Origin of the sequence: Polaromonas sp., from assembly GCF_016185115.1 — a bacterium.
Taxonomy (GTDB): Bacteria; Pseudomonadota; Gammaproteobacteria; order Burkholderiales; family Burkholderiaceae_C; genus Polaromonas.
Window position 1 is genome coordinate 174,445 of the sequence record NZ_JACPOF010000020.1, and the last position, 14,918, is coordinate 189,362.

The 14,918-nt window shown below is 60.4% G+C and carries 13 protein-coding genes; 9 read left to right on the forward strand and 4 right to left on the reverse strand.

Annotated features, from left to right (window positions below):
- Positions 1–36: 36 nt before the first annotated feature.
- The 3 genes from ubiE to HYX42_RS13785 form a co-directional block, all read right to left on the reverse strand.
- The gene (ubiE, locus tag HYX42_RS13775; RefSeq protein ID WP_293403934.1) at positions 37–768 is read right to left on the reverse strand and encodes a bifunctional demethylmenaquinone methyltransferase/2-methoxy-6-polyprenyl-1,4-benzoquinol methylase UbiE; all 732 of its coding nucleotides are present in this window, start codon (positions 766–768) and stop codon (positions 37–39) included.
- A gap of 134 nt (positions 769–902) precedes the next feature.
- A complete protein-coding gene (locus HYX42_RS13780) occupies positions 903–1,316 on the reverse strand; it encodes a DUF971 domain-containing protein (protein WP_293403936.1) in 414 nt (137 codons plus the stop codon).
- A complete protein-coding gene (locus HYX42_RS13785) occupies positions 1,316–5,257 on the reverse strand; it encodes an FAD/FMN-binding oxidoreductase (RefSeq protein ID WP_293403938.1) in 3,942 nt (1,313 codons plus the stop codon). The genes HYX42_RS13780 and HYX42_RS13785 overlap by 1 nt, the downstream gene beginning before the upstream one ends.
- A 223-nt stretch (positions 5,258–5,480) precedes the next feature.
- On the opposite strand from HYX42_RS13785, the gene ugpB reads away from it, so the two are divergent.
- The 5 genes from ugpB (at position 5,481) to ugpQ (ending at position 10,445) form a co-directional block, all read left to right on the forward strand.
- Positions 5,481–6,809, forward strand: a complete 1,329-nt coding sequence (ugpB, locus tag HYX42_RS13790) for a sn-glycerol-3-phosphate ABC transporter substrate-binding protein UgpB (protein ID WP_293403940.1) — start codon at positions 5,481–5,483, stop codon at positions 6,807–6,809.
- A gap of 56 nt (positions 6,810–6,865) precedes the next feature.
- Positions 6,866–7,747 (forward strand): sn-glycerol-3-phosphate ABC transporter permease UgpA, encoded by an 882-nt coding sequence (gene ugpA / locus HYX42_RS13795; RefSeq protein ID WP_293403942.1) that lies wholly within the window; start codon positions 6,866–6,868, stop codon positions 7,745–7,747.
- Positions 7,747–8,598: a sn-glycerol-3-phosphate ABC transporter permease UgpE gene (ugpE, locus tag HYX42_RS13800; protein WP_293403944.1), complete on the forward strand. Its 852-nt coding sequence runs from the start codon at positions 7,747–7,749 to the stop codon at positions 8,596–8,598. Before ugpA ends, ugpE begins: the two co-directional genes overlap by 1 nt.
- Positions 8,598–9,617 (forward strand): sn-glycerol-3-phosphate import ATP-binding protein UgpC, encoded by a 1,020-nt coding sequence (locus HYX42_RS13805; RefSeq protein WP_293403945.1) that lies wholly within the window; start codon positions 8,598–8,600, stop codon positions 9,615–9,617. Before ugpE ends, HYX42_RS13805 begins: the two co-directional genes overlap by 1 nt.
- Before the next feature lie 78 nt (positions 9,618–9,695).
- A complete protein-coding gene (ugpQ, locus tag HYX42_RS13810) occupies positions 9,696–10,445 on the forward strand; it encodes a glycerophosphodiester phosphodiesterase (RefSeq protein WP_293403946.1) in 750 nt (249 codons plus the stop codon).
- A 244-nt stretch (positions 10,446–10,689) separates the two neighbouring features.
- Here the strand turns inward: ugpQ and HYX42_RS13815 are convergent, their stop codons facing one another.
- Positions 10,690–10,980 (reverse strand): hypothetical protein, encoded by a 291-nt coding sequence (locus tag HYX42_RS13815; protein ID WP_293403947.1) that lies wholly within the window; start codon positions 10,978–10,980, stop codon positions 10,690–10,692.
- Between the two features lie 112 nt (positions 10,981–11,092).
- Between HYX42_RS13815 and hemA the strand changes: the two genes are divergently transcribed.
- The 4 genes from hemA (at position 11,093) to grxD (ending at position 14,913) form a co-directional block, all read left to right on the forward strand.
- A complete protein-coding gene (gene hemA, locus HYX42_RS13820) occupies positions 11,093–12,382 on the forward strand; it encodes a glutamyl-tRNA reductase (RefSeq protein ID WP_293403949.1) in 1,290 nt (429 codons plus the stop codon).
- A 134-nt stretch (positions 12,383–12,516) separates the two neighbouring features.
- Positions 12,517–13,635, forward strand: a complete 1,119-nt coding sequence (gene prfA, locus HYX42_RS13825) for a peptide chain release factor 1 (RefSeq protein ID WP_293403951.1) — start codon at positions 12,517–12,519, stop codon at positions 13,633–13,635.
- 8 nt (positions 13,636–13,643) lie between these two features.
- Positions 13,644–14,492, forward strand: a complete 849-nt coding sequence (gene prmC, locus HYX42_RS13830) for a peptide chain release factor N(5)-glutamine methyltransferase (RefSeq protein ID WP_293403953.1) — start codon at positions 13,644–13,646, stop codon at positions 14,490–14,492.
- A gap of 100 nt (positions 14,493–14,592) precedes the next feature.
- Positions 14,593–14,913: a Grx4 family monothiol glutaredoxin gene (gene grxD / locus HYX42_RS13835; RefSeq protein WP_293403955.1), complete on the forward strand. Its 321-nt coding sequence runs from the start codon at positions 14,593–14,595 to the stop codon at positions 14,911–14,913.
- Positions 14,914–14,918: the final 5 nt, after the last annotated feature.

A 14,918-nucleotide genomic window follows, 5' to 3' on the forward strand; every position in this document is an offset into this window, starting at 1 on the left:
ATTTGTCTCGTTTGGTTATTCTTGAACTGTTGGCTGTTAACACTTGATTCCAACATGCAATGCCACGATGCCGCCTGACATGTTGTGATAGTCCACATGGCCGAAACCACCTTTAAGCATCATGGCCTTTAACTCGTCCTGGTCAGGATGCATGCGTATGGACTCGGCCAGGTACCGGTAGCTTGAGTCGTCATTGGCCACCAGCTTGCCGATTTTTGGCAGCACCTTGAATGAGTACCAGTCGTAAATTTTCGTCAGCGGTTTGGCGACTTTCGAAAACTCGAGCACCAGCAGCTTGCCACCCGGCTTGAGTACGCGGTTCATTTCAAGCAGGGCGGCATCCTTGTGCGTCATGTTGCGCAGGCCGAAAGCCACCGTCACCAGATCAAAATGGGCATCCGGGAAAGGCAGGTGCTCGGCATCGCAAACCAGCGTCGGCACGCTGATGCCGGCATCCAGCAGGCGGTTGCGGCCTTCGCGCAGCATGGCTTCGTTGATGTCAGTGTGCACCACCTTGCCGTTGACACCGACCTTGGGCGCAAAGGCCATGGCGAGGTCACCGGTGCCGCCTGCGATGTCAAGCACGTACTGACCGTCCTTCACGTTGGCCACCAGTACCGTGTATGCCTTCCATGCGCGGTGCAGGCCCATGGACATCAGGTCGTTCATCACGTCATATTTCGGCGCGACGGAGTCAAACACGCTGCGAACGCGGCCGGCTTTTTCCTGCTCGTCTACCGACTGAAAACCAAAGTGGGTACTGGACATACCTCAATGCTAGAGGTCAAAGCCGCCAATCACGGCGACAACCCTTTGGTGGTTCGGGGCATTCACGGCTTTTATGCTTGAAAAACAACAGTGGCCAAGGCCGCCACCCAAGCGGATAAAGCTCCCGCCTGACCTCAGTGATTGCCGCAGGCGTGCCCGTTATCGGCAACCATGGGGGCGTCGCGGCTAATGCCGGCGGCAACCAGCCTTGCCTCATAGTCGGCCCACAATTTCTCCTGCCCGGAACCGAGCTCGTAGAGATAGTCCCAGGTGAATATGCCGCTTTCGTGACCATCGGAAAACAGCGGTTTCACACCGTAATTGCCGACCGGCTCCATCCCCGAGATATCCACGTCGCGCTTGCCCGTCTGCAAGATCTCCTGACCAGGCCCATGGCCCTGCACCTCTGCGGACGGCGAATACACGCGCATCAGCTCAAACGGAATCCTGAATTCAGCACCATCCGAAAATGCGATCTCCAGCACGTGCGACTGACCATGCACCGTCAATGCGGTGGGCGTTGGGGAGTCCTTGCTCAGGCCAGCCATCAGACCAGCACCCGTTCAATACCGCCATGATTGGCAGCCTCAACATAGGCCGGCAGCCATTCGGTGCCCAGAATCTGGTTGGCCATCTCCACCACGATGTAGTCGGCTTCCAGCAGGCCATTGTTCAAATCGTTGCCGTAGCGTGACAGGCCCTGCAGGCAACTTGGGCAGCTCGTCAGGATCTTGACGTTCTCCTTGCTGTCAACCACACCCATGGCGCGCAACTGGTCTTCACCCTTGCGCAGCTCTTCTTCCTTGCGAAAGCGGATCTGCGTAGAGATATCGGGCCGGGTAACGCCCAGCGTACCGGATTCACCGCAGCAACGGTCGTTCTTGAGCACGTTGTCGCCCAGGAGCGCCTTGACCGTTTTCATCGGCTCCTGCAGCTTCATGGGGCTGTGGCAGGGGTCATGGTACAGGTAACCAGCGCCGGGCATGTCGGTGCGCAGGGTGATGCCTTTTTCAAGCAGGTACTCGTGGATATCGATGATGCGACAGCCCGGGAATATCTTGTCGAACTCATAGCCCTGCAACTGGTCATAACAGGTGCCGCAGCTCACCACCACCGTCTTGATGTCGAGGTAATTCAGCGTGTTGGCCACACGGTGAAACAGCACCCGGTTGTCGGTGATGATCTTCTCAGCCTTGTCGAACTGGCCGCTGCCGCGCTGGGGGTAACCACAGCACAAATAACCTGGCGGCAGCACGGTTTGCACACCGGCATGCCAGAGCATGGCCTGCGTCGCAAGGCCGACCTGACTGAACAGACGTTCCGAGCCACAACCCGGGAAATAAAACACCGCTTCGGTTTCCGGTGTCGTGCTTTTCGGGTTGCGGATGATGGGGACGTAATCCTTGTCTTCAATGTCCAGCAGCGCACGCGCCGTCTTCTTGGGCAGGCCACCGGGCATCTTCTTGTTGATGAAGTGGATGACCTGCTCTTTCACCGGCGCACGGCCTACGGTAGCTGGTGGCCGCGCCGTCTGCTTGCGCGCCAGGCGGCGCAACAAATCGTTGGCCAGGCGCTGCGCCTTGAAGCCGACATCGACCATCGCGCTGCGCATGAACTTGATGGTTTGCGGGCTGGTCGCGTTGAGGAAGAACATCGCCGCCGTGTTGCCCGGCCTGAAAGACTTCTGCCCCATCTTGCGCAGCAGGTTGCGCATGTTCATGGACACTTCGCCGAAGTCAATGTCGACCGGGCAAGGCGTCAGGCATTTGTGGCAGACCGTGCAGTGGTCGGCGACATCTTCAAACTCTTCCCAGTGCTTGATGCTGACGCCGCGCCGTGTCTGCTCTTCATACAAAAAGGCCTCGACCAGTAACGAGGTTGCAAGAATCTTGTTGCGCGGGCTGTACAGCAGGTTGGCACGCGGCACATGTGTGGCGCAGACCGGCTTGCACTTGCCGCAGCGCAGGCAGTCCTTGACGCTGCCGGCAATCGCGCCAATATCGCTCTGCTGCATGATGAGCGATTCATGCCCCATCAGGCCAAAGCTCGGCGTGTAGGCATTGGTCAGATCAGACAACAGGTCTTTCAGCGGTCCGTTGGGCTCGGCGGCCAATTTCTGCGTGGCAGCGAAAACACCGTTGCGCAGCAGCTTGCCCTTGTTGAAGCGCCCTTCAGGGTCAACCTTGGCCTTGTAGTCGGCAAAAGGCTGAAGCTCCTGGTCGCTCAGAAACTCCATCTTGGTGATGCCGATGCCGTGCTCGCCCGAAATCACGCCATCGAGTGAACGCGCCAGCGTCATGATGCGGGTAACCGCCTCATGCGCCGTCTGCAGCATGTCGTAGTCATCGCTGTTGACAGGCAGATTGGTGTGAACGTTACCGTCACCGGCATGCATGTGCAGTGCAGCCCAGACGCGGCCCTTGAGCACACGTTTGTGGATGGCGGTGCACTCGTCAAGAATCGGCAGAAAAGCGCCGCCCGTGAAGATGGCCTGCAGCGGTGCGCGCAACTGGGTCTTCCAGCTTGCACGCAGCGTGTGGTCCTGAAGGTCCTTGAACAGCGGCTCGACATCGCGCAGCCAGCCAGCCCACAAATCGCGCACCTCGACAATCAGCGCCAGCGCCTGGCCCACGCGGTCTTCGAGCAACTCGGCCGACGGGATTTCGTTCGCGTCATCCGACTTGCCCAGGGGCAGGTTGCCGGTGCGAAAGAACATCTCCAGCTCGTCACACAGCCTGATCTTGTTGCGCAGGCTCAGTTCGATGTTGATGCGCTCGATGCCGTCGCTGTATTCAGCCATGCGCGGCAAGGGGATGACCACGTCCTCATTGATCTTGAAGGCGTTGGTGTGGCGCGAGATCGCCGCAGTGCGCTTGCGGTCCAGCCAGAATTTCTTGCGCGCATCGGGGCTGATGGCGATAAAGCCTTCGCCTGCGCGCGAGTTGGCGATACGCACCACTTCGGAGGTGGCACGCGCCACCGCATCAGCGTCATCACCGGCAATGTCGCCAAACAGCACCATCTTCGGCAGGCCACCGCGCTTGGACTTGGTCGCGTACCCGACGGCGCGCAGGTAACGGTCGTCAAGATGCTCCAGCCCGGCCAGCAGCACCGGCGAACCCAATGCCTGGGTCCGCTTTTGCTCGGCGAACATGAAGTCCTTGATCTCGACGATGCTGGGCACAGCGTCCTTGGCATTGCCGAAAAACTCCAGGCAAACCGTGCGCGTGTGCACGGGCATGCGATGCACGATCCAGCGCGCGCTGGTGATCAGGCCATCGCAGCCTTCTTTCTGGATGCCCGGCAGGCCGCTGAGGAATTTATCGGTGACATCCTTGCCCAGGCCTTCCTTGCGGAAGCTTTGGCCGGGAATGTCCAGCCGCTCGGTGCGCACTGGCGTCTTGCCATCGGCCTCAAAATACTTGAGCTCAAAGCTGGCCATCGCGGCGTCGTGAATCTTGCCCAGGTTGTGGTCAATGCGCGTGACTTCCAGCCACTGCGAATCGGGTGTCACCATGCGCCATGAGGCCAGGTTGTCGAGTGCCGTGCCCCAGAGCACCGCCTTTTTGCCGCCTGCATTCATGGCGATATTGCCGCCTATACACGAGGCTTCGGCTGATGTCGGGTCCACTGCAAAGACAAAACCACCGCGCTCGGCCGCATCGGCCACTCGCTGTGTGACCACACCGGCTTCCGTCCAGATGGTTGCCACCGGCTCGGCGATGCCGGGCAGCCTGACCATCTCGACCTCGGTCATGGCTTCGAGTTTTTCGGTGTTGATGACGGCAGATTTCCAGGTCAATGGAATCGCGCCGCCCGTGTAGCCTGTGCCGCCGCCGCGCGGAACAATCGTCAGGCCGAGGTCAATGCAGCCCTTGACCAGGCCAGCCATTTCAACCTCTGTGTCAGGCGTGAGGACCACAAACGGGTACTCGACCCGCCAGTCGGTGGCGTCCGTCACATGTGACACACGCGAGAGGCCATCAAACTTGATGTTGTCTTTCAGGGTCAGTTTGCGCAGCTTGCGCTCTGTCCGCTGGCGCAGTTCTGCAATCTCTTCGAAGGAATCAGAAAAACGGCCTACCGAACTGCGGGCAGCCTGCAGCAGTTCCTGCACGATGGCATCACGTTCACTGTCCACATCGGGGGTGCGGCGCTTTTCGACCTCATTGAGGCGGTGCTGCAGCGCATCAACCAGAAGCTTGCGGCGCTTGGGGTTGTCCAGCAGGTCATCCTGCAGATAGGGGTTGCGCTGCACGACCCAGATATCGCCCAGCACCTCATACAGCATGCGCGCCGAACGGCCGGTGCGGCGCTCATCGCGCAGGCGGTTCAGCAAGTCCCAGGAATGCTCGCCCAGCAGGCGAATGACCACTTCGCGGTCTGAGAACGAGGTGTAGTTGTAGGGAATCTCGCGTATGCGGGCCTCGCCTGCCTTGGCATCGGCGACGAGCTGGTTGAGTTCCTGGAATGTCGTTGGGGCGTTCATCGTGCAATTTCGGCGGCCCGGGCAGTCGCGAAACCGCTGCCTGGCGCTCTTGTCCTGTGTCATTGCTATGTTAACGCAGCGCAGCATTTGCCCCGGAGAGCAGGAACCATGACCTCATGGGAAACCCGCTTGTTAAAAAACCGCCAGATCGCTTAAATCCCCTTGTCACAAACAGTTTGCACACTGTTCGATTCACCAAACGCAACCGTTTTCAGGAGTCTTAATGAATACCAACTCGTCAAAAGCCCGCCTTTCCGGGCTGGCCATTGCCGCTACTGCCCTGCTGGCCCCGCTTGCCGGCCAGGCCCAGACCGAAGTCCAGTTCTGGCATTCCATGGTGGCGGTCAACGGCGAGTGGGTCAATGACCTGGCCAAGGATTTCAATGCCAGCCAGAAGGACTACAAGATCGTCCCGGTCTTCAAGGGCAGTTACGACGAGTCCATGACCGCCGCTATCGCCGCCTTCCGCGCCGGCAATGCACCACACATCCTTCAGGTGTTTGAAGTCGGCACTGCAACCATGATGGCCAGCAAGGGCGCTGTGGTGCCCGTGGCCCAGATCATGAAAGACGCCGGTTACAAGTTCGACCCCACCGCCTATGTCTCTGCAGTGGCCGGTTACTACACCGCGCCCAACGGCCAGATGCTGAGCTTCCCGTTCAACAGCTCGACCACCATCTTTTATTACAACAAGGACGCCTTCAAGGCAGCCGGACTGCCCACAGACAAGGCGCCCACGACCTGGCCCGAAGTGGTCAATGCCGCCGCCAAGCTGAAAGCCTCGGGCCACAAGTGCCCCTTCACAACGGCCTGGCAGGGCTGGACGCAGCTTGAGAGCTTCTCAAGCTGGCACAACGTCGAATTTGCGACCAAATCCAATGGCCTGTCGGGCATGGACGCGCGCATGAAGATCGACTCTCCCCTGCACCAGCGCCACATCGAGAACCTGGCCAATATGTCCAAGCAGGGCCTGTTCATCTACAAGGGCCGCGGCAATGTGCCCGAAGCAAGTTTTGTCTCCGGCGAATGCGCCATGATCAACACGTCTTCAGGCTTTTACGGCAACGTGGCCAAGAACGCCAAGTTCGCTTACGGCCTGGCGCCCCTGCCCTACTACCAGGACATCGCCGGCGCACCCCAGAACACCGTCATCGGCGGTGCCAGCCTGTGGGTGATGTCGGGCAAAAAACCGGCGGAATACAAAGGTGTGGCGGCATTTTTCAACTACATCTCCAGCCCCGAAGTGCAGTCAGCCAGCCACAAGCGTACGGGTTACCTGCCTGTGACGACGGCGGCCTACCAGCTGACCGAGAAATCCGGCTTCTACAAGCAGAACCCCGGCACCGACGTGGCGGTGACGCAGATGATCCGCAAGGTCACTGACAAGAGCCGCGGCATACGCCTGGGCAACTATGTGCAGGTGCGTGCGATTGAGGACGAAGAACTCGAACAGGTCTGGAGCGGCAAGAAGACCGCAAAAGAAGCGCTCGATGCCATCGTCAAACGCGGCAACGAACAGCTCGAACGCTTCCAGAAGGCGAATAAGGGCTGATGCCCTGACCACAGCGGCTGGCCAGCCGCTGTGACACCCGCCATACTTGCCGACTTATGGAAAAACGCGTTCTCTTCCGCTCTGCCTGGCTGCCCTGGCTGCTGCTGGCGCCACAGGTCATCGTCATCAGCGTATTTTTCTTCTGGCCGGCGGCGCAGGCGCTGATGCAGTCCTTCCAGGTGCAGGATGCGTTCGGCACCTCGACCGAATGGGTGGGGTTTGCCAACTTCAGGCAGCTTTTTAACGACGCGGGTTACCTCGCCTCTTTCAAGACCACAGCGCTGTTTTCCATCCTGGTTGCCGTACTGGGCATAGGCCTGTCGCTGGTTCTGGCGGTCTTTGCCGATCGCATCATCAAGGGCGCGCTGTTTTACAAGACGCTGCTGGTCGTGCCCTACGCTGTGGCCCCTGCGGTGGCAGGCGTGCTGTGGGTTTTCATGTTCTCGCCCTCGCTGGGCGTGGTGGCTTACGCCCTCGGCAAGATGGGTATCAACTGGAATCATCTTCTGGATGGCGGCCACGCGATGACGCTGATCGTGATGGCAGCGGTCTGGAAGCAGATTTCGTATAACTTTTTGTTCTTCCTGGCCGGCTTGCAGTCGATTCCCAAATCACTGATTGAAGCTGCAGCCATCGACGGCGCGCGCCCCTGGCGGCGGTTCTGGACCATACAGTTTCCCCTGCTGTCGCCGACCACCTTCTTCCTGCTGGTGATCAACATGGTCTACGCCTTCTTCGACACCTTCGCCATCGTCGATGCCACCACACACGGCGGGCCGGGGCAGGAGACGTCCATCCTGGTCTACAAGGTGTATTACGACGGCTTCAAGGCCATGGACCTTGGGGGCTCGGCTGCCCAGTCGGTCGTTCTGATGGCGATCGTGGTTGTATTGACTGTCCTCCAGTTCCGCTACGTTGAAAAGAAGGTGAACTACTGATGGTCGAGCGCAGAGCAACTCTGGGAATACTGGCCCACGCCGTGATGATTCTCGGCGTGTTGATCGTCGCCTTCCCGCTTTACCTGGCGTTTGTGGCATCGACCCATACCGCGCAGGAAATCGTGCAGACCCCCATGCCGCTGCTACCAGGCAGCAACTTCTGGGAAACCTACAAGGCCGCCCTGTTTGGCAATGCCAATGGCCAGGGTTCGACTGCACCCGTAGCGCACATGATGTGGGTCAGCCTGGTGACCGCGCTGGTCATCACCTTCGGCAAGATCGCCATCTCGCTGCTGTCGGCGTTTGCGATTGTCTATTTCCGCTTTCCGCTGAAAAACTTTTTCTTCTGGGCGATTTTTGTCACGCTGATGCTGCCGGTGGAGGTGCGGATCGGCCCGACCTACAAGGTGGTGTCTGATCTCGGCATGCTCAACACCTATGCCGGCCTCACAGTGCCTTTGATCGCGTCGGCCACGGCGACCTTTCTGTTCCGCCAGTTCTTCCTGACGGTACCCGATGAACTGGTCGAAGCCGCCCGCATGGACGGCGCCGGCCCGATGCGCTTCTTCTGGGACATCCTGCTGCCGCTGTCCAAGACCTCCATGGCGGCGCTCTTTGTGATCCAGTTCATCTACGGCTGGAACCAGTACCTCTGGCCGCTGCTGGCCACCACCAGCGAAGACATGTACCCGGTCGTCATCGGCATCAAACGCATGATTGCCGGCGGCGACTCCCAGAACGAATGGAATGTGGTCATGGCGACCGCCATCCTCGCCATGCTGCCACCCGCATTTGTGGTGGTGCTGATGCAGAAGTGGTTCGTCAAGGGCCTCGTGGATACGGAAAAATAATGGCATCTCTTTCATTTAAAAACGTCGTCAAGCAATACGGTTCCGGCAAAACCGCCGTCAAGGTGCTGCACGGCGTGGACGCCGAAATCAAGGACCACGAGTTCATCGTCATCGTCGGCCCGTCCGGCTGCGGCAAGTCGACCTTGCTACGCATGGTGGCCGGGCTGGAAGAAATCTCGGGCGGCGAGATCAACATTGGCGGGCGTGTCGTCAACGACCTGGAGCCGTCCGAACGCGACATCGCCATGGTGTTCCAGAACTACGCGCTCTACCCGCACATGACGGTGTTCGACAACATGGCTTACGGCCTGAAAATTGCGAAAGTGCCCGTCGCCGAGATCAAGACCCGCGTCGACAAGGCGGCAAAGATTCTGGAACTGGGCCACCTGCTGGACCGCAAGCCCCGCGCCCTGTCGGGTGGCCAGCGCCAGCGCGTGGCCATGGGCCGCGCCATCGTGCGCCAGCCACAGGTGTTTTTGTTCGACGAGCCGCTGTCCAACCTCGACGCCAAGCTGCGCGTGCAAACCCGGCTGGAAATTCAGAAGCTGCACCGCGAGCTCGGCATCACCTCGCTTTTCGTCACGCATGACCAGGTCGAGGCCATGACACTTGCGCAGCGCATGATGGTGATGAACGCCGGCCGCATGGAGCAGTTCGGCACGCCCGAAGAGGTTTACAACCGCCCTGCCACGACTTTCGTGGCCAGCTTTATGGGCTCGCCGCCCATGAATTTGCTGAAACAGGCGCCGAATGCCGACTTTGGCGGCAAACCTGGTGCCATCCTGGGCATACGCCCAGAGCATTTGCAGGTCGGCAACACGGGCTGGGCGGTACAAGTTGACACCATCGAAATGCTGGGCGCCGAGCGGCTGGTGTATTGCAGGCTGGGCAATGAGTTTCTGATTGTGCGTACCGATGAAAGCCTGTCGAGCGCGCCTGAGATCGGCTCGACGATTCATGTCGCGCCGCGTATGGATCGCCTCCACTGGTTTGACGCTGATAGCGGAAAGCGAATCTAGTTGAACGTGCGCAGCGCAGGGCCGCCCCAAGCAAGCACAGCCCCCTCGGGGGGCAGCGCAGCACACGAAGTGGCAAGCGTGGGGGCGAATGTTTGGCCCTACCCCCGCTGGATCGCACACCGCGGCGCCGGCAAGCTGGCGCCTGAAAACACCCTCGCCGCCTTCAAGCTGGGCGCCAGCCACGGCTACCGCATGTTCGAATGCGACGTCAAACTCAGCGCCGACGATGTGCTGTTTTTGCTGCACGATGCGACGCTGGAGCGCACCAGCAATGGCAAGGGCGATGCACGCGCCCTCGACTGGCAAACCCTGTCAAAGCTCGACGCCGGCAGCTGGCATTCAGCGGCGTTTGCCGGTGAGCCACTGGCCAGCCTTGAAGTCATTGCGCGCTATTGCCTGGACAACCACTTCTTTCTGAATATCGAGATCAAACCCACACCTGGGCTTGAAGGCCTCACCGGGACCACAGTTGCGAATGCGGCCGCCGCCCTGTGGGCAGGCAATACAACACCGCCCCTGCTGTCGTCATTCCAGCCTGCCTCATTGCAGGCAGCGCGCCTTGCCCAGCCGCAGTTGCCGCGCGGACTGCTGCTGGACGCGCTCAAGCCGGGCTGGCTGGACACCGCCAGTGCGCTGGACTGCACAGCTGTTGTCTGCAACTACCGCCTGTGGAACGAGGCGACTGTGAGCCAGGCGAGGGAGGCGGGCCTCAGGACGCTTTGCTACACCGCCAATGAATCAGCGGCCGTGCAGGAGATGCTGGCGCTGGGCCTGGACGGCATCATCACTGACCAGGTGCATGTGTTCAAGCCTGACGACCAGCATTGACTGGCTGGATCGCAGCCTGGTTTTGCTACTAATTTAATAGCTACTCACGTACGTATCTATTGGCCTACAGGCCAATTTGATGCCAAAAACAGGCCTTTTTTGGGCTTTTTTTCGGGTTTTGGGCACGCCAGAAATGCCAGAAAACAAAAACTTGCCGTAAAAGTTAAATTTTTGCTGTATACGTTAAATTTTCAGAATCTGGCGGGATGCAGCGCCGTCAGACCGTCAGAATCATCCAGGCCGATCAGGCCTTCCAGCCCCGGCCCAGCACCCAGTGGCAAAGCGCGCCGCCGACCACCAGCGCCGCATAGGTCGCCATTTTTCCGTCAACCCCAAACACCACCAGCCCCGCCACCAGGATGGCGAGGTTCACGACAAAAATAATGCCCAGCTGCGCCCGCCAGCTGTAGCTTGAGGCGCGTTTGCGTTTGTAAAACCGGCCGAAAAACTGCGCCAGCAACATCAACAGCAAGGCCACAGCCGCTGCGGGCAGAATGAAATTGAGCAGGTGGTCGGCGAGAAGGTAGGCGGTCATGCGGGTTCCATCGTCCGGTGAAAGGCCCCGCCAAGCGCGCCACAAAGAGCGATTGAACGGCTATTGATACAGGCCAAAGCCTGCCGGGGTGCTTCAATTTTATAATCAGGGCATGTCAGTCTGGGCCCTTGGGCTAAACCACAACACCGCACCGCTTGATTTGCGCGGTCGATTTGCGTTCTCCATGGACCAGATAGAGCCGACCCTCAAGGGTTTGCGCTCCTCGCTCGCCCGCCAGCCCGAAGCCACGATTCTCTCGACCTGCAACCGCACCGAGATCTATTGCGCCGGCGAAAACACCGACCTCGACAACACGCTGGAGTGGCTGGCCCACAGCGGCGGCGTCTCGCCCGCCCTGCTGCGCTCACATGCCTACACGCTGCAAGGCGACCAGGCCGCACGCCATGCGTTTCGCGTCGCCAGCGGGCTGGATTCCATGGTGCTGGGCGAGCCGCAAATCCTCGGCCAGATGAAAGACGCGGTGCGTGCCGCCGAAGACGCCGGCGCCATGGGCACCACGCTGCACCAGCTGTTCCAGCGCTCGTTTGCCGTCGCCAAGGAAGTGCGCAGCAGTACCGAAATCGGCTCCCACAGCATCAGCATGGCCGCAGCGGCCGTCCGGCTGGCCGGCCAGCTGTTTGAAGACCTCGGCGATATCCGCATTCTTTTTGTGGGCGCAGGCGAGATGATCGACCTGGCTGCCACCCACTTCGCCGCGCGCAAACCCAAATCGATGGCGATCGCCAACCGTACGCTGGAGCGTGGCGAAAAGCTCGCCGGCCGCTTTGGTGCAGAAGTCATGCGCCTGGCTGACCTGCCCACGCGCCTGCACGAGTTCGACGCCGTCATCAGCTGCACCGCCAGCACCCTGCCCATCATCGGCCTGGGCGCGGTGGAGCGCGCCGTCAAGCTGCGCAAGCACAAGCCCATGTTCATGGTCGACCTGGCTGTACCGCGCGACATCGAGCCCGAGGTCAAGGAGCTGCCTGACATTTACCTTTACACCGTCGACGACCTCGCGCAGGTGGTGCAGACCGGCAAGGACAACCGCCAGGCCGCCGTGGCCGAAGCCGAAGTCATCATCGACGCCGGTGTGCAGAACTTCATGCACTGGCTGGGCCAGCGCGGCACGGTGCCGCTGATCCGGCAGATCAACGCCCAGGCCGACGAATGGCGTGCGCTTGAAATTGCACGCGCAAAAAAACTGCTGGTCAAAGGCGAATCGATTGACGACGTGCTGGATGCGCTGAGCCGCGGCCTGACGCAAAAAATGCTGCACGGTACGCTGGCCGAACTGCACGCAGGCGATGCTGCCAACCGCGAAGCCACGGCGCAAACAGTCTCAAAACTGTTTTTGCGCGGCCAGCTGCCCAAACTGCGGCCTGAAGACAAAGAGCGTTAGCGGCGATTCATCGCCGCCCGGGTTTTGTCATTGCGGGCCTGATTCGCAATTCAGAACCCGAACCCCGTATACGCACGCGAAGTCATGGATCCCGGATCAAGTCCGGGATGACAAGCAGATAAAACCTTTCCCCCATGAAACCCTTTCTCCGCCAGACCCTCGACCGCCAGCTTTTAAGACTGCATGAACTGGACGCGCTGCTGTCCGCCAGCGATGTGGTGAGCGATCTGGACCGCTTTCGCAGCCTCACGCGTGAGCACGCCGAAGCCAGCACGATTGCAGAGCAGTACCGCAAGCTCACCAGCCGCGAGGCCGACCTCGCCAGTGCGCAAGCCATGCTGGGCGACGCCGGCAATGATGCCGAAATGGTCGAGATGGCCGAAGAAGAAATTACGGCCGCCAAAGCCGACATCGCGCAGATCGACGAAGCGCTGCAACTGATGCTGATCCCCAAGGACCCGGACGATGTACGCCCGGCTTTTGTCGAAATCCGCGCGGGCACGGGCGGTGATGAATCTGCCCTGTTCGCAGGCGATTTGTTCCGCATGTACACACGTTATGCAGAGCGCAAGGGCTGGCGCACTGAAATCATCAGCGAGTCCCCCAGTGAATTGGGCGGCTACAAGGAAGTCGTGTTGCGTGTGGAAGGCGCCCTTGATGCCAGCGGCGTCGGCGTCTACGGCAAGCTGCGCTTTGAGTCGGGCGGCCACCGCGTGCAGCGTGTGCCGGCGACCGAGACCCAGGGCCGCATCCACACCAGCGCCTGTACGGTGGCGGTGATGCCCGAGCCTGACGAAGCCGTGGCGATACAGATCAACCCCGCCGACCTGCGCATAGACACCTACCGCGCCAGCGGCGCCGGCGGCCAGCACATCAACAAAACTGACTCTGCAGTGCGCATCACCCACCTGCCCACCGGCATCGTCGCCGAATGCCAGGACGGCCGCAGCCAGCACAGCAACAAGGCGCAGGCGCTGAAAGTGCTGACCGCGCGCATCCATGAAAAAGACCGGTCTGAACGCGCCGCCAAAGATGCAGCCCTGCGCAAGGGCCTGGTCGGCACCGGCGACCGCAGCGACCGCATACGCACCTACAACTTCCCACAGGGCCGGCTCACGGACCACCGCATCAACCTGACCCTGTACAAGCTGCTCACCATCATGGAAGGCGACCTGGAAGACGTGGTCACCGCCCTGCAGGTGGCCAGTGGTGCCGAACAGCTGGCTGAGCTGGAAACGGCCTCCCAGAATTGAGCGCCGCCATGGCCATGACTTGTGCACAGGCCCTGCAGGCCGCTGCCGCGCTGGGCCTGGACAGGCTGGATGCGCAGTTGCTGCTGTTGCACGCGCTCGGCCGTCCTGATGCCGGCCGCGCCTGGCTGCTCGCGCATGACGATGATGTGCTGGACGAGACCGTTAACGACGCTTTTCACCAGCTCTGCCTGCGCCGCTCAAACAATGAGCCGCTGGCCTATCTCGTCGGCTACAAGGAATTTTTTGGGCAGCGGTTGAAGGTGGATGCCCGCGTGCTGGTGCCGCGCCCGGACACCGAGACGCTGGTGCAATGGGCTCTCGACCTTGCGCCGCAGTGGGCATTCACCCAAAAAATCAGGGTGCTGGATCTGGGCACCGGCAGCGGCGCGATCGCGCTGGCACTGGCGCACACATGGCGGCAGCAAGGCCGTCCGGTGGAGATGTCTGCCATCGATGCGAGTGCCGACGCGCTGACTGTCGCCCGCGAAAACGCCGCGCAACTCGGCCTCACGGTGCAGTTTGCCGAAAGCACCTGGCTGGACAAAGTCAGCGACCACTTTCATTTGATACTCAGCAATCCGCCGTATATCGCCGACGCCGACGACCATCTGGCAGCCCTGAAACATGAGCCCCTTGAGGCATTGACGGCCGGAACCGACGGGCTGGACGACATCCGCCAGATCATCGGGCAGGCACCCGGACACCTGCATGCGGGCGGCTGGCTGCTGCTGGAGCATGGCTACGACCAGTCCGGCAGGGTGTGCGAATTGCTGGCGGAACAGGGCTTTACACAGGTGCAAAGCCATCAGGATATTGCGGGGATAAACCGCTGCTCCGGCGGGCAATGGTTTGCCTGAAACTTAAACCTGCGAACAGCGGGATAATCGGGGCATTGAATTTTTCGGGCCAAGCGGCATCTGCAAGCCACTGACCCAACCACCAGATCAAGGATTGACCATGAGCGACACCCAGCAACGCATTGACCAGATCGTTAAGTCCAGCGACGTTGTGCTGTTCATGAAAGGCACGGCGCAGTTCCCGCAATGCGGTTTTTCAGGCCGCGCCATCCAGGTACTGAAGGCCTGCGGCGTCAGCAAACCCGCCACCGTGAACGTACTGGAAGACCCTGAAATCCGCAACGGCATCAAGGAATACAGCAACTGGCCGACCATTCCGCAACTCTACGTGAAGGGTGAGTTCATCGGCGGTTCGGACATCATGATGGAGATGTACGAAAACGGCGAACTGCAACAGGTGCTGGGCACGCCTGCAGCCTGACGCGG

Coding starts and splice junctions, on each gene's coding strand:
- HYX42_RS13815 (WP_293403947.1), bottom strand. CDS start 10,980: ATGACCGCCTACCTTCTCGCCGACCACCTGCTCAATTTCATTCTGCCC.
- ugpA (WP_293403942.1), top strand. CDS start 6,866: ATGGAAAAACGCGTTCTCTTCCGCTCTGCCTGGCTGCCCTGGCTGCTG.
- hemA (WP_293403949.1), top strand. CDS start 11,093: ATGTCAGTCTGGGCCCTTGGGCTAAACCACAACACCGCACCGCTTGAT.
- ubiE (WP_293403934.1), bottom strand. CDS start 768: ATGTCCAGTACCCACTTTGGTTTTCAGTCGGTAGACGAGCAGGAAAAA.
- HYX42_RS13785 (WP_293403938.1), bottom strand. CDS start 5,257: ATGAACGCCCCAACGACATTCCAGGAACTCAACCAGCTCGTCGCCGAT.
- prmC (WP_293403953.1), top strand. CDS start 13,644: ATGGCCATGACTTGTGCACAGGCCCTGCAGGCCGCTGCCGCGCTGGGC.
- HYX42_RS13780 (WP_293403936.1), bottom strand. CDS start 1,316: ATGGCTGGCCTGAGCAAGGACTCCCCAACGCCCACCGCATTGACGGTG.
- ugpE (WP_293403944.1), top strand. CDS start 7,747: ATGGTCGAGCGCAGAGCAACTCTGGGAATACTGGCCCACGCCGTGATG.
- HYX42_RS13805 (WP_293403945.1), top strand. CDS start 8,598: ATGGCATCTCTTTCATTTAAAAACGTCGTCAAGCAATACGGTTCCGGC.
- ugpB (WP_293403940.1), top strand. CDS start 5,481: ATGAATACCAACTCGTCAAAAGCCCGCCTTTCCGGGCTGGCCATTGCC.
- prfA (WP_293403951.1), top strand. CDS start 12,517: ATGAAACCCTTTCTCCGCCAGACCCTCGACCGCCAGCTTTTAAGACTG.
- grxD (WP_293403955.1), top strand. CDS start 14,593: ATGAGCGACACCCAGCAACGCATTGACCAGATCGTTAAGTCCAGCGAC.